The sequence below is a fragment of the Pseudomonas sp. 6D_7.1_Bac1 genome (genome assembly GCF_025465945.1).
GTDB lineage: Bacteria > Pseudomonadota > Gammaproteobacteria > Pseudomonadales > Pseudomonadaceae > Aquipseudomonas.
Window position 1 is genome coordinate 227,119 of the sequence record NZ_JANLNW010000080.1, and the last position, 18,340, is coordinate 245,458.

At 61.7% G+C, this 18,340-nt stretch carries 17 protein-coding genes; 1 reads left to right on the top strand and 16 read right to left on the bottom strand.

The genetic code is table 11. The features are described 5' to 3' along the window. Window positions 1-84 precede the first annotated feature (84 nt). On the bottom strand, window positions 85-771 hold the full coding sequence (locus NTD87_RS25715) for an N-acetyltransferase (RefSeq protein WP_262116990.1): 687 nt from the start codon (window positions 769-771) through the stop codon (window positions 85-87). A 613-nt stretch (window positions 772-1,384) separates the two neighbouring features. Here NTD87_RS25715 and NTD87_RS25720 point away from each other — a divergent pair. After that, window positions 1,385-1,543, top strand: a complete 159-nt coding sequence (locus NTD87_RS25720; protein WP_262116991.1) for a hypothetical protein — start codon at window positions 1,385-1,387, stop codon at window positions 1,541-1,543. Between the two features lie 63 nt (window positions 1,544-1,606). Here the strand turns inward: NTD87_RS25720 and NTD87_RS25725 are convergent, their stop codons facing one another. The 15 genes from NTD87_RS25725 to NTD87_RS25795 form a co-directional block, all read right to left on the bottom strand. Further along, complete coding sequence (locus NTD87_RS25725) at window positions 1,607-2,401, bottom strand: carbohydrate deacetylase (RefSeq protein WP_262116992.1); 795 nt, start codon at window positions 2,399-2,401, stop codon at window positions 1,607-1,609. Continuing rightward, a complete protein-coding gene (locus NTD87_RS25730; protein ID WP_262116993.1) occupies window positions 2,373-3,587 on the bottom strand; it encodes a GNAT family N-acetyltransferase in 1,215 nt (404 codons plus the stop codon). The genes NTD87_RS25725 and NTD87_RS25730 overlap by 29 nt, the downstream gene beginning before the upstream one ends. Before the next feature lie 5 nt (window positions 3,588-3,592). Further along, complete coding sequence (locus NTD87_RS25735; protein WP_262116994.1) at window positions 3,593-4,282, bottom strand: GNAT family N-acetyltransferase; 690 nt, start codon at window positions 4,280-4,282, stop codon at window positions 3,593-3,595. Between the two features lie 100 nt (window positions 4,283-4,382). Next, window positions 4,383-6,320: a hypothetical protein gene (locus NTD87_RS25740; RefSeq protein ID WP_262116995.1), complete on the bottom strand. Its 1,938-nt coding sequence runs from the start codon at window positions 6,318-6,320 to the stop codon at window positions 4,383-4,385. After that, window positions 6,317-7,621, bottom strand: a complete 1,305-nt coding sequence (locus NTD87_RS25745; RefSeq protein ID WP_262116996.1) for a lipopolysaccharide biosynthesis protein — start codon at window positions 7,619-7,621, stop codon at window positions 6,317-6,319. The genes NTD87_RS25740 and NTD87_RS25745 overlap by 4 nt, the downstream gene beginning before the upstream one ends. Further along, a complete protein-coding gene (locus NTD87_RS25750; protein ID WP_262116997.1) occupies window positions 7,621-8,628 on the bottom strand; it encodes a polysaccharide deacetylase family protein in 1,008 nt (335 codons plus the stop codon). The genes NTD87_RS25745 and NTD87_RS25750 overlap by 1 nt, the downstream gene beginning before the upstream one ends. Before the next feature lie 11 nt (window positions 8,629-8,639). Then, window positions 8,640-9,776 (bottom strand): glycosyltransferase, encoded by a 1,137-nt coding sequence (locus tag NTD87_RS25755; RefSeq protein ID WP_262116998.1) that lies wholly within the window; start codon window positions 9,774-9,776, stop codon window positions 8,640-8,642. After that, window positions 9,769-10,737: a glycosyltransferase family 2 protein gene (locus NTD87_RS25760; RefSeq protein ID WP_262116999.1), complete on the bottom strand. Its 969-nt coding sequence runs from the start codon at window positions 10,735-10,737 to the stop codon at window positions 9,769-9,771. Before NTD87_RS25760 ends, NTD87_RS25755 begins: the two co-directional genes overlap by 8 nt. Then, the gene (locus NTD87_RS25765; RefSeq protein WP_262117000.1) at window positions 10,734-12,104 is read right to left on the bottom strand and encodes an O-antigen ligase family protein; all 1,371 of its coding nucleotides are present in this window, start codon (window positions 12,102-12,104) and stop codon (window positions 10,734-10,736) included. Before NTD87_RS25765 ends, NTD87_RS25760 begins: the two co-directional genes overlap by 4 nt. Then, window positions 12,101-13,201 (bottom strand): glycosyltransferase family 4 protein, encoded by a 1,101-nt coding sequence (locus NTD87_RS25770; RefSeq protein WP_410017522.1) that lies wholly within the window; start codon window positions 13,199-13,201, stop codon window positions 12,101-12,103. The genes NTD87_RS25765 and NTD87_RS25770 overlap by 4 nt, the downstream gene beginning before the upstream one ends. Beyond that, window positions 13,186-14,778: a GumC family protein gene (locus tag NTD87_RS25775; protein ID WP_262117002.1), complete on the bottom strand. Its 1,593-nt coding sequence runs from the start codon at window positions 14,776-14,778 to the stop codon at window positions 13,186-13,188. Before NTD87_RS25775 ends, NTD87_RS25770 begins: the two co-directional genes overlap by 16 nt. Window positions 14,779-14,798: 20 nt before the next feature. Further along, the gene (locus NTD87_RS25780) at window positions 14,799-15,824 is read right to left on the bottom strand and encodes a polysaccharide biosynthesis/export family protein (RefSeq protein ID WP_262117003.1); all 1,026 of its coding nucleotides are present in this window, start codon (window positions 15,822-15,824) and stop codon (window positions 14,799-14,801) included. A gap of 22 nt (window positions 15,825-15,846) precedes the next feature. Beyond that, a complete protein-coding gene (locus NTD87_RS25785; RefSeq protein ID WP_262117004.1) occupies window positions 15,847-16,494 on the bottom strand; it encodes a CpsD/CapB family tyrosine-protein kinase in 648 nt (215 codons plus the stop codon). Then, complete coding sequence (locus NTD87_RS25790; protein WP_262117005.1) at window positions 16,495-17,241, bottom strand: sugar transferase; 747 nt, start codon at window positions 17,239-17,241, stop codon at window positions 16,495-16,497. Then, complete coding sequence (locus NTD87_RS25795) at window positions 17,238-18,320, bottom strand: NAD-dependent epimerase (protein WP_262117006.1); 1,083 nt, start codon at window positions 18,318-18,320, stop codon at window positions 17,238-17,240. The genes NTD87_RS25790 and NTD87_RS25795 overlap by 4 nt, the downstream gene beginning before the upstream one ends. Between the last annotated feature and the right edge of the window lie 20 nt (window positions 18,321-18,340).

Genomic DNA, 18,340 nt, shown 5'->3' on the forward strand with positions numbered 1-18,340 from the left:
ACCGCTGCGTCCGGATGCGGCCCAGACCGAACGCAGCCTCGCAGGCTCGGCAGCTGCTACGGAAGCAGTCCTGCAGCGTATTTCTCAGGCTGGCGCCGTCACCACCGGTTGCCCGGGCTTGCGCAGCGGCTCCAGGCGCGAACCGTCGTAGCGGGTTTCGCGGAACAGGCGCCAGCGACCCAACAAGCCATAGACGTGAGTCACCCGACCCTGCTCGTGGTAACCCATGCGAATGTGCAGTTTGAGGGCCGGGATGTTGCGGGTCTCGCAGACGTCCACCACCTTGTCGCAGCCCTGGGCCTGCATGGCGTTCCAGAGGTTGACCTGCACGTCCACCGAGAGGCTGGTGCCAAAGTAGGGGCGTGCCATCTCACCGCCGAATTCGAAGAATTCACCGGCTTTGACCGGGAACCGGCAGCGGTAGTAATGGCGATCGAAGTAGTCGCGTTTGCTGCCCCAGATGAAGGCGACCGCGTGGCCTTCGTCGTCCAGGTACATGTGCCCGGTGTGGTCCTCGGCCGCCAGCTCGCGCATGGTCTCGACGCGGTCGCCAAAATGTTTGGCGAAGGCATCGGCGTTCTGCGCGGTGATGGTCACCAGGCTTAACGGCGAATAGGGTTTGAGCGTGTGTGGTTTGATCGGGCTGACCAGATCGCGCTCCATCCACAGCAGTTCCAGGTGAAAGAACACATAGCGCTCCCAGAGTTTCTTGAGGGTGCGGTGCAGGCCTTTTTGCCGGATACGGTCACGAAGTGTATGCAATACGCTCATGTAGCCTCCTGATGTCGCTCGTCGGTTGGCTGGCGGCGAGGTGTGGAAGGCACACGGGGCTGCGCAGCGGGGTAGAGCCGGACGCAGAATCAGTAGAAGACGAAGAGCGCTCACGTCCATGTCTGCGTGCATTGAAACCAGTTTCGTGACTGCTTTTTTGACGCTCTTGAGGTGCTGTGGAGCAAATCGGCAATTTAATGGCGGTTGCTTGTTTGAGAATCTGGATCAGCTTATGGGCGAAGTCAACCAGCGGCCTGAGGAGTGCCAAGGGCATTCATACGATTCGAATAACCGCCTTGCGTGCTTATCGCGAATGGCGATTCAAAAGGCCGGCTGTTTTATCGATTCAGGTGTTCATGCGGGTCTCGAAACCCCGGCAAGTAATGGCCCAATGCCTTGTCTGGCCGGCTTCCGCGTACACGATGAGGGTTCGCCATTGTCTGGCACACTGACGGTTATCAAGCGTCAAACATTCATTAACGTTCAGTAATGACCGTTCGTCGAAACGCCAGAATCCGGACAGTGTTCCGAGCTGTTGAAACCCCTGGCCCATAGCGAAGCAGTGGCATTGTTCTATCCTGAAAGTTGAAGACAAACCTCAGGAGGAGGACCTATGGCAAACGAAAAGAAGTATGAGCAATACGAAGATTCCGAAGACGAAAGTCCAGACGAGGCGACCCCGGAAGAGAATCCGCCGGATCCTACCTGGAAGCATCCGGACGACGGGAAAAGCCTTTCAGATCTCGACGAAGAGTGGCCTCTGAAACCCTGAGCTCCACAGCCCTTTGCACACTGCCCGTGACCCGTCCCGGGCAGTGTGTTGCCGACGTTGCGCTTACTCCAGGGCTGTCGTGGTGTCTGCCGGCTGCGGGCGTGCGAGCACGCTATAGGACACCCGGCGAACGCCGGGCAGGCGGTTATCGAGCAACTTGCTCAAGGATTCGCCCTGATTCAGATACGCGTCGCCAAAGTCCCTGCCGAGCATCGTCGGATGGGCGACGATTTCCAGCAGTCCGTCTGCCGGTGGCGCGGCGTTGCGCACATCCACCGGGGTACAGACGTAGTCCGCTGTCGCACCGGCGAGGCCGCGTAAACGTTGGTTGAGCAGGTGTTTGAACAGGCGCTTGGGCAGGCTGAGGTTTTGCCCCAGGTTGCGCGCCAGACGAACCGGCACACCCTGGCGCGCGGCAAAGCGCGCGACGATCTCACCGATCGGCCAGATATTGTGAACATGCTGATGGGAGTCGAGGTGGCTGGGGCGCAGGCCGTGGTCCAGGCAGTGCTGCCATTGCGCTTCGAGCTCTTGCAGCACCGCATCGCGTTGCTGACGGGCGAGCCATAGGCTGTGGCGGGGCAGATTCAGGTCGAACTCGCCGGCTGCGTTGCAGAAGGTGGGCTGCTCGAGAATCGCCCGGCTCAGGGGTCGGCCATAGGTGAGGTTGAAGTGCAGGCCTACGCGTCCCTTGAGCAGTGGCTGTTGCGCCAGCGCACAGGCGGCTTCGAAGGCCGGCATGTTGGCCATGGCCGTGGCGGAGCTGATCACTGCGGACTGGAAGGCCCGCAGGATGACCGTATTTTCATTCATGCTGAGACCGAAATCGTCAGCGTTGACTATGACTTGGCGAGGCATTTTTACCCTCCATGGAGTGTGCACTGGGTGCGATGTTTTTATCGCCGCGGGTCACGACGGGTGTGCTGGCTGCGACCACTGCCGCCCGTTTGGCTTGCCACCGTTGCTGTCGCGGTTTGAGGTGGTGCCAGAGCCGCAGGCCAAGGCCCAGCAGCAGCCCGCTGGGGCGCCAGGAGTAGAAGCTCCAGCGCCAGTGTTCGAGCTGCCCGGTCATGCGTTCATGCAGTTGATGGCGGGAGTTGTGAAGGCTCACCCGCGAGGCATCGATCCACGTCCAGCCTTCGTCCAGGCCCCAGCGAATCCACTCCTCAAGCAGCACCCGGCCACTGCCCAGATCGGCGTATTGCGGCAAGAACGCCAGGTTGTAGTCGTAGAGCCGACCTTGCTCCAGCAGGCCGAGGCGATAGCTGATGCAACGCCCGTCCAGCTCCAGCACGACCACGCGTACCAGCCCCTGAGCGGCGAGGGCGGTAAAGGCGTCGTCCATCCATTGTCGGTGCCGGACGTCGGAGAAAATCCCGACACTTTCGTCACCTTTCCAGCTGACCGCCTCGACCTCGCTGATGGCGTGCAGCAAGGGCCTCATGCTCTGCGCGTCCGGGGTCAATCGCCGGACTTCGGCGCCACAGGCTGCAATGCGTTTGCGCGCCCGGCGCAGTTTGTAACGCGGATCACCGGAGACTTCCTGACGGTCGTTGTCGCTGATCAGGTGCACCGGCACCCGGCAACTGATGCGATGCTCGCCCGTGGAACTGAGCAGCATCCATTGCGTCAGCACGCTTTCATGGTCCGGGTGTTGCGGCAGCTCGTTGAGTTGCAGCAACGCGTGCGGCAAGTGCCGGCGGATCTCCTTCAATGCCTGGCGGATGCTCTGTGCGTCCAGGCAGGCGAGCAGGACAATGCGGTCTGCGAGGGGATGGCCGAGGTGGTGCAAAACGCGAAATGACAGCCCCCCGAAACGTTCGCGCAAGGCGATCAGTGGCAGACACACGCAGAGCTGTTCGCCTTGCCAGCCCAGCAGCACGTGCAATGTCGCGCCGCGTTGTAGCGAACGTTCGGCGGCACACAACCAGGCCAGCGTGTTGAACGGCGTATGATCCGTCACCCGCTGGCGCAAGGCATCAAAGGCTGTGGCCGGAAAGTCTGCGGCACAGAGCGACGCGCGCCATTCGAATCGCACCGCCATGACCGTCAGGCTGCCGGAGCTGCGACGGTGGACGGCGACGGTTTGCGCAAAGCGTCCAGGCGCGAGCCGCTGTAGCGGGTCTCGCGGTAGAACCGCCAGCGGCCGAACAGACCATACACATTCATGATCCGCCCTTGTTCCTGATAACCCATGCGCAGGTGTAGCTTCAGCGCCGGAATGTTGTGGAACTCGCACACATCCACCACCTTGTTGCAGCCCTGTTCCTGCATGGCTTTCCACAGGTTCAGTTGCAGGTCGACCGACAGCGTGGTGCCCCAATAGGCGCGGGTCAGTTCACCGCCGAACTCGAAGAACTCACCTTCTTTGACCGGGAACCAGCAGCCGTAGTAGTGCCGGTCATGGTAGTCGCGTGCGCTGGCCCAGATGAACGAGACCGCATCGCCTTTATCGTCCAGGTACATGTGCCCAGTGTGCCCTTCGTCGGCCAGTTCGCGCATGGTTTCCACGCGGTCGCCGAAGTAGGTGGCAAAGGCCCCGGCGTTTTGAGTGGTGATGGTTTCCTGGCGCAACGGCGGGTAAGGCTTGAGGGTGTGCGGGGGCACCGGGCTGACCAGGTCGCGCTCCATCCAGAGCAGTTCCCAATGAAAAAACACATAACGCTTCCACAAGGTGTTGAAGGTGGCGCGCAGGCCTTTTTGTTTGATGCGTTGATTGAGTTTCTGCAATGCGCTCATGTTGCCTCCTGATGGGGCCCGCCGTCTGCGAGGGCAGTGACAGCGGGACGACGCAACGCGTGGCGGGATGCCGACGTGATCAGACATTCAACGGAGCGTTTCATGAGGCGCTCCAGCTCAAGGCGAACAAGGTTTCGCCGGGCACTTCAAAACTGACCCGGCCCTGCTGGCAGCGATAGGTCGCGGGTTGGCTGCGGCTATCGGCGCCGAAATACACCAGTACACCCTTGCTCAACGGGCACAGGGATTTCTCGCCACCGAGGCTGACGTGCTGCATGCGAGTGCCTTTGTTGACACCCAGCAGGCCGCGCTGTTTTTGCGCGGACATGGCCAGCACGTCGACTTCGAAGGCGTCGTTGTCCAGGCGCAGCACGTTGTCCAGCCAGTGTTGCTGGATGAACTGTTGCGCCAGACCGACCGGCTTCAACTCGAAACGATCATCACCGACTACCCGCAGCATGCCTTTTGGGTAGTCCGGCTCATCGGCGGCCTGGAACCAGTTAAGCATGTCGAGCAGCCCGTCCTGAGCCGAGTTGATCACCACCGAAGCCCACCACAGCGAGGCGAAATGGGTTTCCTGGTCGTACGGGCTGAGGCTTGAGCCGCTGGAAATATTGGTCTGGTCCAGCAGCAGGGCCTTGCGTGGCCGACCGTGTTGATCGAGGCCGACCAGCTCGGCGGCGCGGCGCACACTGTCGCGGTAGACACGGGTGGCCAGCAGGTTGCGGATCATCCATTCATGCCAGGCCAGGGCATCGATCTTGTCGCCCGACTCACTCAGCAGGCGCCGCGCCCAGTCGATACCACGCTTATCGGCGGCGTTATCGGCAAACGGTCCGTTGATCAACCGCGAACTGGCCGGCATGGCAATGCGTACCCCGGCCTTGAAGTTGGCAGGATCGCCATGCACCTGTCGGGCCATGCTGTTGAAGAGGGTTTGATAGCTGGCAAAGTCAGGGTAGTTGAGGTTTGGCTCATCGGCGAACGCAATGTAGTGCAGGCCCTTGCTGCCGAGCGCTCGGGTGGCGGCGAGCCAGGCGTCGAGGCCGGCATTGCTGACAACATCCGCGTGCAGGTCGGCTTTGCGTTGGGTGCCGGCGAGCAGGGTGATGTCCTGGGTGATGCCGAAACGGTCTTGATACAGCTGGCGGAAGCTGTTCTCGAACTGCGGTTTTTTCGCCGTCACGTCGACGAAGCTGTAGTAGCTGGCGGCGCGGGGTTTGAGTGCATCAAGCACGGAGTAGCTGCTGGGCGGCGGTGACACGTAGGGCAGGGCGATGCCCAGGTTTGGCGTTCTGCCGACGACCTGCGCATGCAGTGTGAGCCGGGTCTGGCCGTCGTCCTGGCGCAAGGGCTTGAGCTGTTGTGGATTTTGCGCGAACAGATTGGCAGTGCCGTCGAGCCAGAACGCGACCTTGCCACTGTCTTGCAAGCGCAGACGCCAGACCTGTTCAACGCTGTCAGTGGGCAGCGCGACCTGATCGAACTGCCAATAACCGCGATAGGGTTTCAGCGCCAGGTTGAGCTGTTTGCCATCCGCCACACGCTGCGCTTGCAGCGCCGTGACGCCGCCATGGAATTTGCCGGCGAGTACCGCGTGCTCAAAGGGCGCGACCTTGAAGTACAGCTCGTCGCCATCCCGGGTTTCAGCACTGAAGTGGACCTTGGCCGGGGCGAATAGCGCGACTGTACGTTCATCGTGCTCCACCTGATAGCGGCGAAAACTGTAGCCGGGGATCTCCAGTCGATAACTGGCGGCACTCGGCGCCAGCGGCCAGCTTTGGCTGCCACGGGTCTCGTTGGCGGCGATCTGCCGTTGGCCTTTCAAATTGCCTTGGCCGTCGAGCAGGTACAACTGCTCTTCGTTGGCCTGCGCCTGCCAGGCCGGAACCCAGCGCACGGTCAGGGTGTCGGGGCGATCCGCTTGCAGGTACAGGCTGCCGTCGCGGATATCGGCCCAGCGCATCGGCGCTGCATGAGCACTGAGCCCAAGGCTGAGACCGAGCCCCAGACCGACCAGCAGCACGAGGCGTTTCATGCGGATTTGCGCATCAGCATCTGACGCATCGGTGCCAGATCGCTGGGCAGGATGATCAGGGTTTGCCACACCGGCACGCCACTGAGCCGGCAATACAGAACCAGCAGGGCGATGGTCACGGCAAGGTAGGCAATCGACGATGCTGCGCCAGCACCGACGATGCCGTAGCGGGGAATCAGCAGCAGGTTCAGCGCCAGGTTGAGCAAGGCGCCGGCACCCATCAGCAGCGAGACGCTGCCGGGGCGATTTTTGCCCAGGAGGTCCAGGCGCAGGATGCTCGCGTAGCACAGCCCGAGCAGCCCCGGCAGCAAGGCCAGCAGCGCTGGGTACGCCGGTTGATAGGCTACGCCGAACAGGGTGACGATCAACCATTCACCAATCAGCGCCATGCTCAGGCAGGCACCGAGCATCACCGTAGCGGTCAGGCGTAGCGCCAGTGGGGTCAGGCGCTCGATGCCCTGTTCCTGCTGCAGCAGGCGTTTCATTAGCGGCGTGGTGACGGCTTCCGGAACGATCAGCAGCAATTCGGCGGCGGCGCTGGCCATCGCGTAATGCCCCAGTGCGGTGCTGCCCAGCAAGGCGCCGATGAACAGGTAGTCGGAACGCAGAATCACTTGTTGGAACAGCAGGTCCGGATGGCTTCTGGCACTGTAGCGCAGCAGTTCATTTTGCCCGGCGCGATCCCATTGCAGTTGCAGCGGATTATCGCGCTTGAGCCAGACCCAGCCGGCCAGCACCACCAGGCTGAGACCCGTCAGCCAACTGATCAGCGCCGCTTCCAGCGCGGCGCTCTTCCACATCCAGAACAACGCGAGAAACAGCAGCAGCGGCGCCAGCGATTCCACCAGCCGTAAGGCGTTGAACGCGACCACGCCGCCGGAGGCATTGTGCAAGGTCAGCAGGCCACTCTTGAGTACCGTCAGTGGCACCGCCAGCAGCAACAGCCAGGCGAGCAAACCGAGTTGAAGGGTGATGTCCAGTTCACTGCCGAATTCACTCATCAGCGCCACCACCAGCAACGTCAGCAAACCGGCCAGCAGACAACCGAACACCAGCACCTGACTGAGTAACAGGCCCATGGGCCGTTGCTTCGCCGCCTGATAACCGACCGCCGAGTTCAGGCCGCCGCTGGTGGCGGCGCTGATCAGGTCGGGCAGGGTGCTGAGCAGGGCGAACAACCCGCGCTCGCTGGGCCCGAGGATCCGCGCCAGCAGCACGTTGCGCAGCAAACGCAGGCCGATCATCGCCAGTTTGGTGCCCATGCTCAGCGCCAGGTGTTTGAGGTAATGGCTGCGGCTCATCAACGACTCCCTTGGCTGATGCGCCAGGCCAGCAGTTCCGGGCGACTGGCATTGCGCTGGCTGACGCCGAAACGCGGCAGCGCCAATGGATCGCCGGTGCCCCGATAGAGACCGCTGCCGGTGCCCAAGGCGTACGGATACCGGTGCGCCGCCAAATGCTGGCGAACTCGCTGATCATGGTCACCGTTGGGGTAGCAGTAAACCGGCAGCGGTTGCTGACACCCATTGAGCAAGGCCTCGTGGCTGCGGCTCAGCTCCTGATCCAGGCACTGATCGTCGAGCCGGGTGAGCATCGCGTGGCTGGCGCCGTGGGGGCCGAAGCTGATCAGCCCGGAGTTCTCCAGATCGCGGACTTGTTGCCAGTCCAATGCTTGCGGCAAGGACTCTTCGGGGCAGCTGTCGGTGAGTTGGCTGAGGGTGTCCGCCGAGAGGTCTTTCAGGCTTTGCAGGTAATGCGCCAGCGCCACGCTGCGGCGCTGCTCATCAGGCTCAATGAGGAAGGCGTAGGGCAATGGCCGACCGAGCCGCTGCACGTAGTCAATCAAGCGTTGCCGCGCAGTAGTGCCGTGGCTGCCCCAGAGGGTTTCTCCGAGGCTTTCCCACCAGAAGCGCTGGCGGCTGCCAATGAAGTCGGTGGACAGAAAAATACTCGCCGGCACCTGATGCCGTTGCAGCAACGGGAAGGCATGCAGCGCGTTGTCCCGCCAGCCGTCATCGAAGGTCAGGGCCACCCGTGGTCGTGTTGCAGCACTCGGTGTGGCGTCCGATTGCAGCAGCGCCATCAGCGGCACGCAGTCAAAATACCGCTTCAGCCAACCGAGCAAATGATTGAACGCCTGCGGGCCGACGCACAGTTCATTGCGGTGCGGCAGTGCCGCCGCATGATCGTCGGCCAGCACCCGGTGCAGCATCAGGATCACCCCGGCGCCGCGCAGCCGGCTACGTCCCAAGGGGGAGTTGAGGTACAGCCAGCCACCGGTGCGCTTGAACAGTTGCTTGATCGGCATGGGTGGCACTCTCAGCGATTCTGCTCGGGGTTCCATTGACGATACCGCCGGCCACGCAGGAACTGCCACAGACCGATACTCATGCCGGCCAGGGTCACCAGTAAAAAAGCGGCGAGGCGAAAGGGTTTTGGCAAACGGTGTTGCACATCCAAAAGGCCAGCGATGGCCACGGCGTAACTGATAAGTTGGCCGATCAGCGTCAGGCGATAGAACGCGTGTTCGTCCCACAGCCAGAAATTGCTCAGCAGCAAGGGCAACAGGAGAATCGGCGCCAGCCGTCGAATCAGTTTGTGGCTGATCAGCGCCAACGCATACAGCCCATGACGCATCGGGTTGAGCAGCTCGCGGCGCTGGGCCAGGCTTTGCAGGCCGCCGACGGTCACCCGTTGGCGACGGCGAAACTGTTTGTCGGCTTCATCGACGCCCTGGTCGATCACCACCGCAGCCGGTACATAGACAATCTGCTTGAAGGCCACGGGCGCACAGGTGCTGACGAAGAAATCGTCGTTGACCTCCGGCGGAATCTCTTGAAACAGCTCGCGGCGCAAGGCGAGCAGGGCGCCGTCGGCGGACACCATGCAGCCGGTGCGATTCTCCACGCGGCGCAACCAGCCTTCGTAATGCCGATACAGGCTGTCGCCCAGGCTCAAACCTTTACCAGGACGCGGGATGATCATGTGTCCGGCGCAGGCACCGACGCGCGGGTCGCTCAGCGGCGCAAGCAAGTGCCTGAGGGTGTCGGTGGACCATTGGTTATCGGCGTCGGTGAATACCAGCACTTCACCGTGGCTCAGGGCGACGGCGGCATTGAGTGTGGCGGCCTTGCCCTGGCGCGGCAGGTCGAGCACGGTAACGCGCGAATCCTCCACCCGCTGCGCGCAGGCCACTGTGTCGTCGCTGGAGCCGTCGCTGGCCAGAATGATGTGCAGCGACTGCGCAAGGTAATCCTGGGCAAGCACGGTGCGCAGTTTCTCTTCGATATACCGGGCTTCGTTGTGCGCGGCGATCACGATGCACACCGTCATCGGCTCGGCGCTTTGGTGGCGACGCGCCGCGAAAAACGGCGACAGCAGAGTCAGCAGCAACGGGTATCCCAGGTAGGCGTATACCGGTAACAACAGGCACAACCAGAAAATGAGTTCAGCCACGGGCAGGTCTCCTGGCGTTCCAATGACAGAGGCTGAGGACGAAGGCCGCGCCGGTCAGGTGCAGACGCAACCAGTGCAGGCCCCAGAGTTGCAGGGTCAAACCGAGGTCGTGGTGTTTCAGGCTCTGGCGCAGGCTCAGCGCCAGTGCCGGCAAGCTGCTGATCAGCAAAAACGCCAGGGCCAGGTGGGGCATAGCGTCGAGCAGTGCCGCAATGGCCATGCCGTCCAGTACCCAGGCGACGATCGAGAGCAGGGGGAAACGCAGCAAGCGCAGGCTCACACCATGGCTGCGCAGCAGTTGCAGATGACTGCCCTGGCGCCACAGTTCCTTGCCCAGCCACTCGCTCCAGCTGCACTCGTAACCCCAGTGCAACGCCATGCTTTCGTTGACGGCCATTAACCGTGCGCCGGCCTTGCCCAGGCGCAGGGTCAAGTCCTTGTCTTCGCCGGTGCGCAGCTCTTCGTTGAAGCCGCCGACACGCACGAACCATGCGCGGGGCATCAACAGGTTGGCGGACGGTAGCCATTGCACCTGAATCGTCGACTGACCACTGGCTTGCTCGGTGCGGCGTTGCCAGGCATGGGCAAACCACGGCGCCTGAAAGGGTGTTTGCAGGTCCAGCGCGAGCACATCGGCCTGGCCGCTGGACTGCAGGTCCATCAGCAGCGTCAGCCAGTTTTGCGGCATCTCGATGTCGGCATCGAGGAACGCCAGCCAGTCGCCAGTGGCCAGAGTCGCGCCGCGATTGCGCAAGGCGCCGATCTGCAGACCGGGCAGGCTCAGCACTTGGGCGCCGAGGCTTCGGGCGATCTGCGGCCCCTGATCCTGGGAGCCGTTGTCGACCACGATCAGTTCGCACTCAAGACCGGCGACTTTCGCCGCCATGCGTGCGGCCTGCAAGGTCCGGGCGATGTGTTTCGCCTCGTTGTACATCGGGACGACGACGCTGATGCGGCTCATGCCTGGCGCTCCGGCAGCGGGCTTTGCTCGGCCTTCAGGCGCAGCACCCAGGACAGCGCGAGCATGATCCACAGGTACTTCTGGTTCGGTGCGCTGAGGAACATCAAAAACACAGTCAGCGACAGCAGGCTCATGCCCAGGTGCGTGATCAGGTCCGCCTGTTCCCATTCATGGCGTTTGAGCCAGGCACTGCGGGCGCGCTGCATATTGAACAGGCCCATGCCGAGCAGGCCGACAAACAGCAAGCCGGCCGGGATACCGAGCTCGCTGAAAATCTCCAGGTAGGTGTTGTGGGCACGGCGATACAGGTCGCCGGCCTTGCGGTTGGGCGAGAACGCCATGGCGTAGCCGGTGGTCGCGTAGTGCAGCGGGAACGTTCCGGGACCGGAACCGAGCAGCGGGTTCTCGCGGATCATCTGGCCACCGACCACGATGTACGAAGCGCGGCGCCCTAGGGATTCGTCGTTGTGACCGCTGGCGCCGGCACTCAGCACGCTCAACGACTGAATGCGCGCTACGTAGCCGGCCGGCATCACGTAGATCGCCAGAGGAATCAGGATCGCCGCGCCAAGCATCGCGAACCCCAGGTGGCGCGGACGAATGCGCGGCAACTGGGCGCGGTAGTGGTAGAAGCCAATCATCAGGCTGACGAGCAGCACCACCAGTCCGGAGCGCGATTCGGTCTTGGTCATGCCACCGAACAGCAGCACGCAGCAACCGAACCAGAACAACCGATGCAACAGGTTCGGGCTCTTGAGCACCAGCAGTAGCGCCTGCGGAATGGCAAAAACAATCAGCATGGCAAAGGCATTCGGGTCTTCCAGCAGACCGGCGGCGCGGCCCTGATCCTGGTACTTGCTGGAGAACATCGCGAGGATGCAGGTCAACGTCACGCTGAGGGTCGACAACCGGCAGAACATCATCAGGTTCACTTCGCGGCCAATCAGCAAGGTGATCACGAACAGCACTAGGCCGACGCTCAGTTCGCGCAAGTGAACCAGGGACATGCCCAGGTTATCGGTCACCAGCATGCTCAGAAAGTACAGCACCAGGAACCACGCCAGAAATCGCCAGAGGTTGCTGCGCAAGCGATCGGACGGCAGTTGATGCAGCGCCAGTTGCAGCATCAGGATCAGGGCCAGCGAGGCACCGACGAGTTTCGACCCGGACAGCATGCTGTCCTTGAACAGACCTTCGAACGGCACCAGCGCGACGATCCCCAGCAGCCCCCAGGCCGGGCGTCGATACAGCGCCGCCACACCCACCAGCGCCAGCACCGCACCGGGTGCCAGGTACGGCCAGGGGCTGGCCAACAAAATCAGACACGCCAGCCCGAATAGGCTGACCACCGACAGAGGAAAAATCATGCACGAGCCTCCTGTGCAGTGCGGATGTACAACTGCGACCAGCGTTCGGCCAGTGCCGGCAGGTCGTAGCGGTCCAGTTGGGTACGGCGGGCATGCTCCGTCAGCAGACGGACCAGTGCCGGATCACTCAGCAGGGTTTCGATGTGTTGCGCCAGCGCAGCGCTGTCGGTGGGGGCGGCGAGCAACCCGTTATGCCGGTCCTCAATGACATCGGGAATGCCGCCGACGCCGAACGCCACCACCGGCACCCCGGCCTGCATGGCTTCGAGCAGAATCATCGGCGTGCCTTCGGTACGCGAGCTGATCACCAGCGCATTGAGCTGCGTCCACCAGACGCGCATATCGGTCTGGTAGCCCGGCAGGGTGATGCGCGCCTGCAACCCGGCCGCGTTGATCCGCGCCAGCAGGGTTTGATGTTCCGGTCCGTCGCCAAGCATCACCGCGTGCAACTGCGGATGCTGTTGGCACAAGGGGATCAGCGCATCGAGAAACAGGTCCGGGCCTTTCTCGCTACTCAAGCGTCCGACGTAACCGGCCAGCCAGAGCTGCTGATCGGCGATGTGCCGGGGCAGGGCGCTGCTGGCCGGCAGGCCGTTGGGGATCACCTGGAGTTTGTCCGGCCGCACGCTGGCGCGCCGACATAGTACGGCAATGCTTTCGGCGACACAGACCACACGGTCCACCGACGTGGTGCGGCACAGTTGCAGGCTCAGCCAGTTGTAGAAGCGTTGTTTGCGACTGCGCGGGGTAAAGCCGTGCTGGGTAATCACCAGTGGCAAGCGCCACAACGTCGCGCCCATCCAGCCAAACAACAGGCCCTTGAAGTTGTGGGTGTTGACCAGCGGCCGTTCGCTGCGCCGTTGCTGCAAATGGCGCAACAATTGGCCCAGCGTCGTGCAGGCGCGGCAGTCGACACCTGCGTCGCGAAACCGCGCAATGAGTTCTGGCGGCGCGTCGAGAAACAGCACTTGGTGCTGCCCCTGCGTCGCCAGGCAATGGTCCAGCAACATCCGCTCAGCACCGTAAAAACCGCCGCTGCTGAGCAGATGGATGATCGGCAGCGCAGGTGCGGTCTGCCCGTTCAATTGCGCACCCAATGCACGAAGCTTGGGACTGTCCAGTTCGGGTGCGGGTTGGTCGGCAGAACATTCTGATCGTTGATCACCAGCAGCACGGGCAAGCCAAGCTCATGGCTGATTTGCGCCGGGTGCTTGAAGCGGTGATCGAAGAACTCACGCACGTAGACCAGCGCAATTGCCAGTAACAGCCCGGTGAGCATGCCGAATGGGATGATCAGCATCGGTCTTGGGAACGCTGGATCGGTCGGCTCATACGGTGGGCTGAGGACCCGGGCGTTCGACAGGTCGTTGTCGAGCAAACGCGCGGTGCTGCTTTCGGCAAAGCGCTGGGCGTAGGTCGAGAAGGCCGCATGCAGCGCGTCGATCTCGGTGTCCATCTGCCGCAGCTTGCTCTGGGTTTCCTGCAACTGGTGAATGCGGTTCTTGTAGTCGGCGATGCGCGCGGTTTTCTGGTCGATCACCGAACTGATGATGGCCAGGTCGCTGGTGCGCTCCTGAATCCGGTTGCTGACAATTTTCAAGAACTGCTGACGGGTGCGGGTAATCTGTTCGCGGGTCAGCATCATCGGTTCACTGCCGGGCTGGAACACGGCCAGGTCATTCATGTAGCGACTGACCTGGGTGGTCAACTGCTCGCCCAGCTGCTTGATTTCCCGGTCCTCATAGGCAACGTCGCCCACCGTGTTGGTGAAGGTGTAGGGGAAGGTGTAGTCGTTGAGTTTTGAGCTGTTGGCGGCGGCCAGGCTGGTTTTCAGGTAGTCGAGCCAGCGCTGGCTTTGCAACAGGCGGTCACGGTACAGGTTGAGTGCCTGCTCTTCGGTGTTGATGGCGTTCAGGCGGAAGGTGATCTCTTCCTTGGGATCGGACGAGGCGATGCTTTCCAGCAGCCCCAGGCGTGTACCTTCCAGGCCATCGAGGCGAACCTGATACTGCTTTTTCTTCTGTTCGTAGAACGCTTGCGGCAGGTCGATCGATTGCAGCTCCTGGCGATTCTGCAGGTAGTTCTGCAGCAGTTGCGCGACGAACTTCGTGCCCTGCGCCGGATCACCAAAGGCGTAGATGATCGAGATCACGTTGGAACCGGGCAGCGTCTCGATCTTGAGACTGTCGATGGCCTGTTGCGTCAGCCCGTCCAGGGCCGTGTCGCGCACCGGATCGACCTCAAGCCCCACCAGTTCGCGCACCGGATTGATCACATACTCGCGCAATGGGTTGACGATGACTTTGCGTAGCGGCTCAGTCACCAGCTTGACGAATATTCCGGGAGACGGGGTGTATTCGCCCTTGTCGCGCAGTTCGCTGATGGTCTGGCGAATCAGCGCCGGTGAACGCAGGATATTGGCTTCGGTTTCCATGTCCGCCAGCGATGGCGGGATGAACGTTGCATTGTCCTGGGTCAGTGACGTGGTAGCGTCGCCCTGGGAGAGTTTCTTGGACTGCACGATCACCTGGGCGGTGATATCGAAGCTCTGTTTGAGCACCAATGGCAGCAGGAGTGCGATCACTGCAAAGATCAGGAAGACTCTCTTCACCAATTGCTTGTTGGCGAAGAAGATCCTGAAGAACTCATGCAGGTAGTTTTCCTTCGGATTCATGGTCGGTCACCTACAAGAGGTTAGTTGGTAGTACTGCCTTTGTTGTCGAGGCGGTAGCTGAAGCTGACGCCTATGCCCTGGAAGAGCACCACGTCCGCCAGTTGTCGCGCCAGTTCGCCGGCGCTGGCCAGTCGGGTCTTGGGCACAAAGAGCATGTCGTCGGGTTGCAGGTAGGCCATTTGCGTCGCGTCACCGGCCAGGGCGGCATCAACGTCGTAACGCCGGGCTTCGACCTGATTGCCGTTGCGCCGCATGATCACCACCGAATCGAGCCGCGCCTTGACGTTGGTGCCTCGGGCCAGGCTCAGTGCTTCAAGCACCGAGACCGGCCGGCGGATCGGGTAGGAACCCGGTTGGCCGACTTCGCCGAGCACATAGATTTCGTTGCCTTCGGTGGACTTGAGCAGCACGTCGACGGTCATGCGTCCCGGCAGTTGCTCATATCGTTTATTAAGGAAGGTTTCCAATTGGTTGACGGTCATGCCTTGCAGCGGTACCGCACCGATTTCCGGGAAGCTGGCATAACCGTCGTTGCCCACGGTGATCTCCCGGCTCATGCCGGTGGCGGGGTGATTCAGCGCGTTTTTGAGGCCGACTTCATTGCTCAGCGGGCTGATGATCTGCACCGTCACCTGGTTACGGTTGGGCTGGAACAGCATCTTGCGCTGATAGGCGCGCTGGATCTCTTCACGTGCCTGATCGCTGGTCAATCCGGCGATCTTCACTGACGTATTGGCGCCGGGCAGCTGGATGGTGCCGTCAGGCAGTACCAGTTGGTTACCGTTAAGCTGGCTGGCCGCTGTGAAGTTCAGGCCGATCTGATCACCGGACTGAATGCGGTAGGCCGACGAGCCGCTGGTGCTGATATGAAAGATCACATCCAGCTTGTCGCCCGGGCGCAATGTCTGCTCGACTTTGGGCACGTCGGTGGCCTGGGCGTTGGCGGGTGGAGCGGTGAGAATCTGTACCGGCGTCTGCTGGTACTCGGGGTGGCTGGAGCAACCTGCAAGAGGCAGCAACAGCAGGGCAAGCCATTTCACGTTCATGTCGTCATCCTCTGGCTGCTGCTTACAGGTTGTTGTAGAGCCATTTGGGCATGTAGTACTTGCGGCCGTTGAAGACGCTGCCGAGCACTTTTGCCCCGGCCTGGCTCAAGCGTTGGGCCGCGGCCTGCGCGACTTCCCAGCGCGTATCCTCGGCACGTACGACCATCACCACGCCATCCACCAGGGTGGCGATGACCAGGGTGTCGGCGGCGGAATACACCGGGTCACCATCGATCACCACAAACCGGTACTGTTCGGACAACTCCTTGAGCAACGGTCGCAACTGCTCCGGCGTCAGGTGCTCGGCACCGCGGATATGTCGGCCGTTGGGCAGGACATGAAAGGGCAGCGTCGAGACCTCCAGGATGCAGTCCTGTAGTCGCGGTGTGTTGTCGTGGTTGAACAGCAGATCGCGAAATCCCCGCTCCTTGTGCACCCCCAGTTGCTGGCTGAGGTTGTTGGCTGACTGGCTGGCATCGACCAGCAGCACTCTGCCGCTGCTCATCTCCGACAGTTGTCTGGCCAGTGCCAGGGCGCTGGTGCTGATACCGTCGCCGCTGTTGGCGGCCGTCAGGAACAGGACTTGCACGTCCATGTCGAGTACGGTCGAGGTCAGGTTGGACTCGCTGGGGTTTGCGATGGTCAAGCTTTTAGTGGTTGAACCGTCCATTCAACTTGCTCCGTGGCCGCTGAAAACCTTGAAGGGCGTCTTGAGCAGGATCTTCAGATCCAGCAGAAGGCTCTGGTTGGCGATGTAGCTCAGGTCGAGCTCGACCCGTTTATCGAAATCGAGGTTGCTGCGCCCGGAGATCTGCCACAGACCGGTCATGCCGGGGTAGATGCTCAGGCGGGCGAGGTGAGTGTCCTTGTAGCGATAGGCGTTGAACGAGGTGGGCCGTGGGCCGACCAGGCGCATGTCACCGGCGACCACATTGATCAGGTTCGGCAACTCGTCGAGGCTGCTGCGCCGCAGGAAGCCGCCGATGCCGGTGATCCGCGGGTCCTTGTCGATCTTGAAGTCGATGGCGTCGGCACCGTGTTTGTTCAGGTGACGCAGCGACTCCTTGAGGTCTTCGGCATTGGGCACCATGGTGCGGAACTTGAACATGCCGAACGTCCGTCCGCGGTAACCGGTGCGTCGTTGCACAAACAGCACGGGCCCCTGGCTGCTGAACTTGATGACCAGGGCCAGGACCAACAGCACCGGCGACAACAGCACCAGCAGGATCAACGCACCCAGGGTGGCGATGACCCGATTGGTTCGCGACAGGGTCCAGGGACGACCACCGTCGCGACCGGTGATCCAACTGCGACCTTGCATATGGATCGCCGCATCGAGGCGCATGCGGTGTTCGGGATCAAGACGCTTATCGAGCCGCATTTTGTTCAGCGGCACACCTTGTTCATGACCAGTCATAGGCTCCTCCGTTGTTGCGCAAGCTCAGTCAGGCGGGATGATTCGCCGGAGAGCGACGTTGGGATGACGGGCAGCAGGTAATATTCACGAAACCAGGCAACGAAACGTCTAAGCCCTTCGTCGAGTTCTACCCGTGGGTGAAAACCGGTGTCGTGTTCCAGTTCATGAACATCGGCATAGGTGTTCAGGACATCACCGGGTTGCAGCGGTAGCAGTTCGACGTCGGCCTTGCGCCCCAGATGCTTTTCCATCAGCGCCAGGTAATCCCTGAGTTCAACCGGATGCTCACCGCCAATGTTGTAGATCCTCCACGGTGCCATGCTGGTCGAAGGATCAGGGTGTTCGCGGTCCCAGCCCGACGCGATTTGAGGTGCGCGATCGAGCAGGCGCGCAATGCTTTCGATAATGTCGTCGATGTAGGTGAAGTCGCGCTGATGCTGGCCATAGTTGAACAGCTTCAGCGGGCTGCCTTCGACAATCGCCCGGGCAAAGCGGATCGGCGACATGTCCGGACGACCCCAGGGGCCGTACACGGTAAAGAAGCGCAAACCGGTGCAGGGAATGCCGAACAGGTGGCTGTAACTGTGGGCCATCAGCTCATTGGCTTTTTTGGTGGCCGCATACAATGACAACGGGTGATTGACGCCGTCATGGGCCGAGTACGGTGTGTGCTGATTGGCACCGTAGACCGAACTCGACGAGGCGTAGATCAAATGCTTCACCGGATGGTGACGGCAGCTTTCGAGAATATTCAGGAAGCCGCCGAGGTTGCTGTCCAGATACGCCTTGGGGTTATCCAGCGAATAGCGCACTCCGGCTTGCGCGGCGAGGTGAATGACCACCTCCGGTTGTTCGCGGGTAAACAGCGCAGCGATCGCCTCGCTATCGGCCACGTCGATCTGCATCAAGGGAAACTTGCCCACCTGTTCCTCAACCCAGCGCACCCGGGCATGCTTGAGGGCGGGGTCGTAGTAGTCATTGAAGTTGTCCAACCCAATGATCTGGTGCCCATCGCGCAGCAGCCGCAACACACAATGGGCACCAATGAAACCGGCCGCACCGGTGACCAGGATCTTCATGCGTTTGATCCTTGCGCCGC

Bases quoted from the DNA above. Each gene is read 5' to 3' on its own strand.
- NTD87_RS25795 (WP_262117006.1), bottom strand. From the start codon at position 18,320: ATGAAGATCCTGGTCACCGGTGCGGCCGGTTTCATTGGTGCCCATTGT.
- NTD87_RS25765 (WP_262117000.1), bottom strand. From the start codon at position 12,104: ATGATTTTTCCTCTGTCGGTGGTCAGCCTATTCGGGCTGGCGTGTCTG.
- NTD87_RS25715 (WP_262116990.1), bottom strand. From the start codon at position 771: ATGAGCGTATTGCATACACTTCGTGACCGTATCCGGCAAAAAGGCCTG.
- NTD87_RS25735 (WP_262116994.1), bottom strand. From the start codon at position 4,282: ATGAGCGCATTGCAGAAACTCAATCAACGCATCAAACAAAAAGGCCTG.
- NTD87_RS25780 (WP_262117003.1), bottom strand. From the start codon at position 15,824: ATGAACGTGAAATGGCTTGCCCTGCTGTTGCTGCCTCTTGCAGGTTGC.
- NTD87_RS25760 (WP_262116999.1), bottom strand. From the start codon at position 10,737: ATGAGCCGCATCAGCGTCGTCGTCCCGATGTACAACGAGGCGAAACAC.
- NTD87_RS25785 (WP_262117004.1), bottom strand. From the start codon at position 16,494: ATGGACGGTTCAACCACTAAAAGCTTGACCATCGCAAACCCCAGCGAG.
- NTD87_RS25745 (WP_262116996.1), bottom strand. From the start codon at position 7,621: ATGAGCCGCAGCCATTACCTCAAACACCTGGCGCTGAGCATGGGCACC.
- NTD87_RS25730 (WP_262116993.1), bottom strand. From the start codon at position 3,587: ATGGCGGTGCGATTCGAATGGCGCGCGTCGCTCTGTGCCGCAGACTTT.
- NTD87_RS25750 (WP_262116997.1), bottom strand. From the start codon at position 8,628: ATGCCGATCAAGCAACTGTTCAAGCGCACCGGTGGCTGGCTGTACCTC.
- NTD87_RS25740 (WP_262116995.1), bottom strand. From the start codon at position 6,320: ATGAAACGCCTCGTGCTGCTGGTCGGTCTGGGGCTCGGTCTCAGCCTT.
- NTD87_RS25775 (WP_262117002.1), bottom strand. From the start codon at position 14,778: ATGAATCCGAAGGAAAACTACCTGCATGAGTTCTTCAGGATCTTCTTC.
- NTD87_RS25790 (WP_262117005.1), bottom strand. From the start codon at position 17,241: ATGACTGGTCATGAACAAGGTGTGCCGCTGAACAAAATGCGGCTCGAT.
- NTD87_RS25725 (WP_262116992.1), bottom strand. From the start codon at position 2,401: ATGCCTCGCCAAGTCATAGTCAACGCTGACGATTTCGGTCTCAGCATG.
- NTD87_RS25720 (WP_262116991.1), top strand. From the start codon at position 1,385: ATGGCAAACGAAAAGAAGTATGAGCAATACGAAGATTCCGAAGACGAA.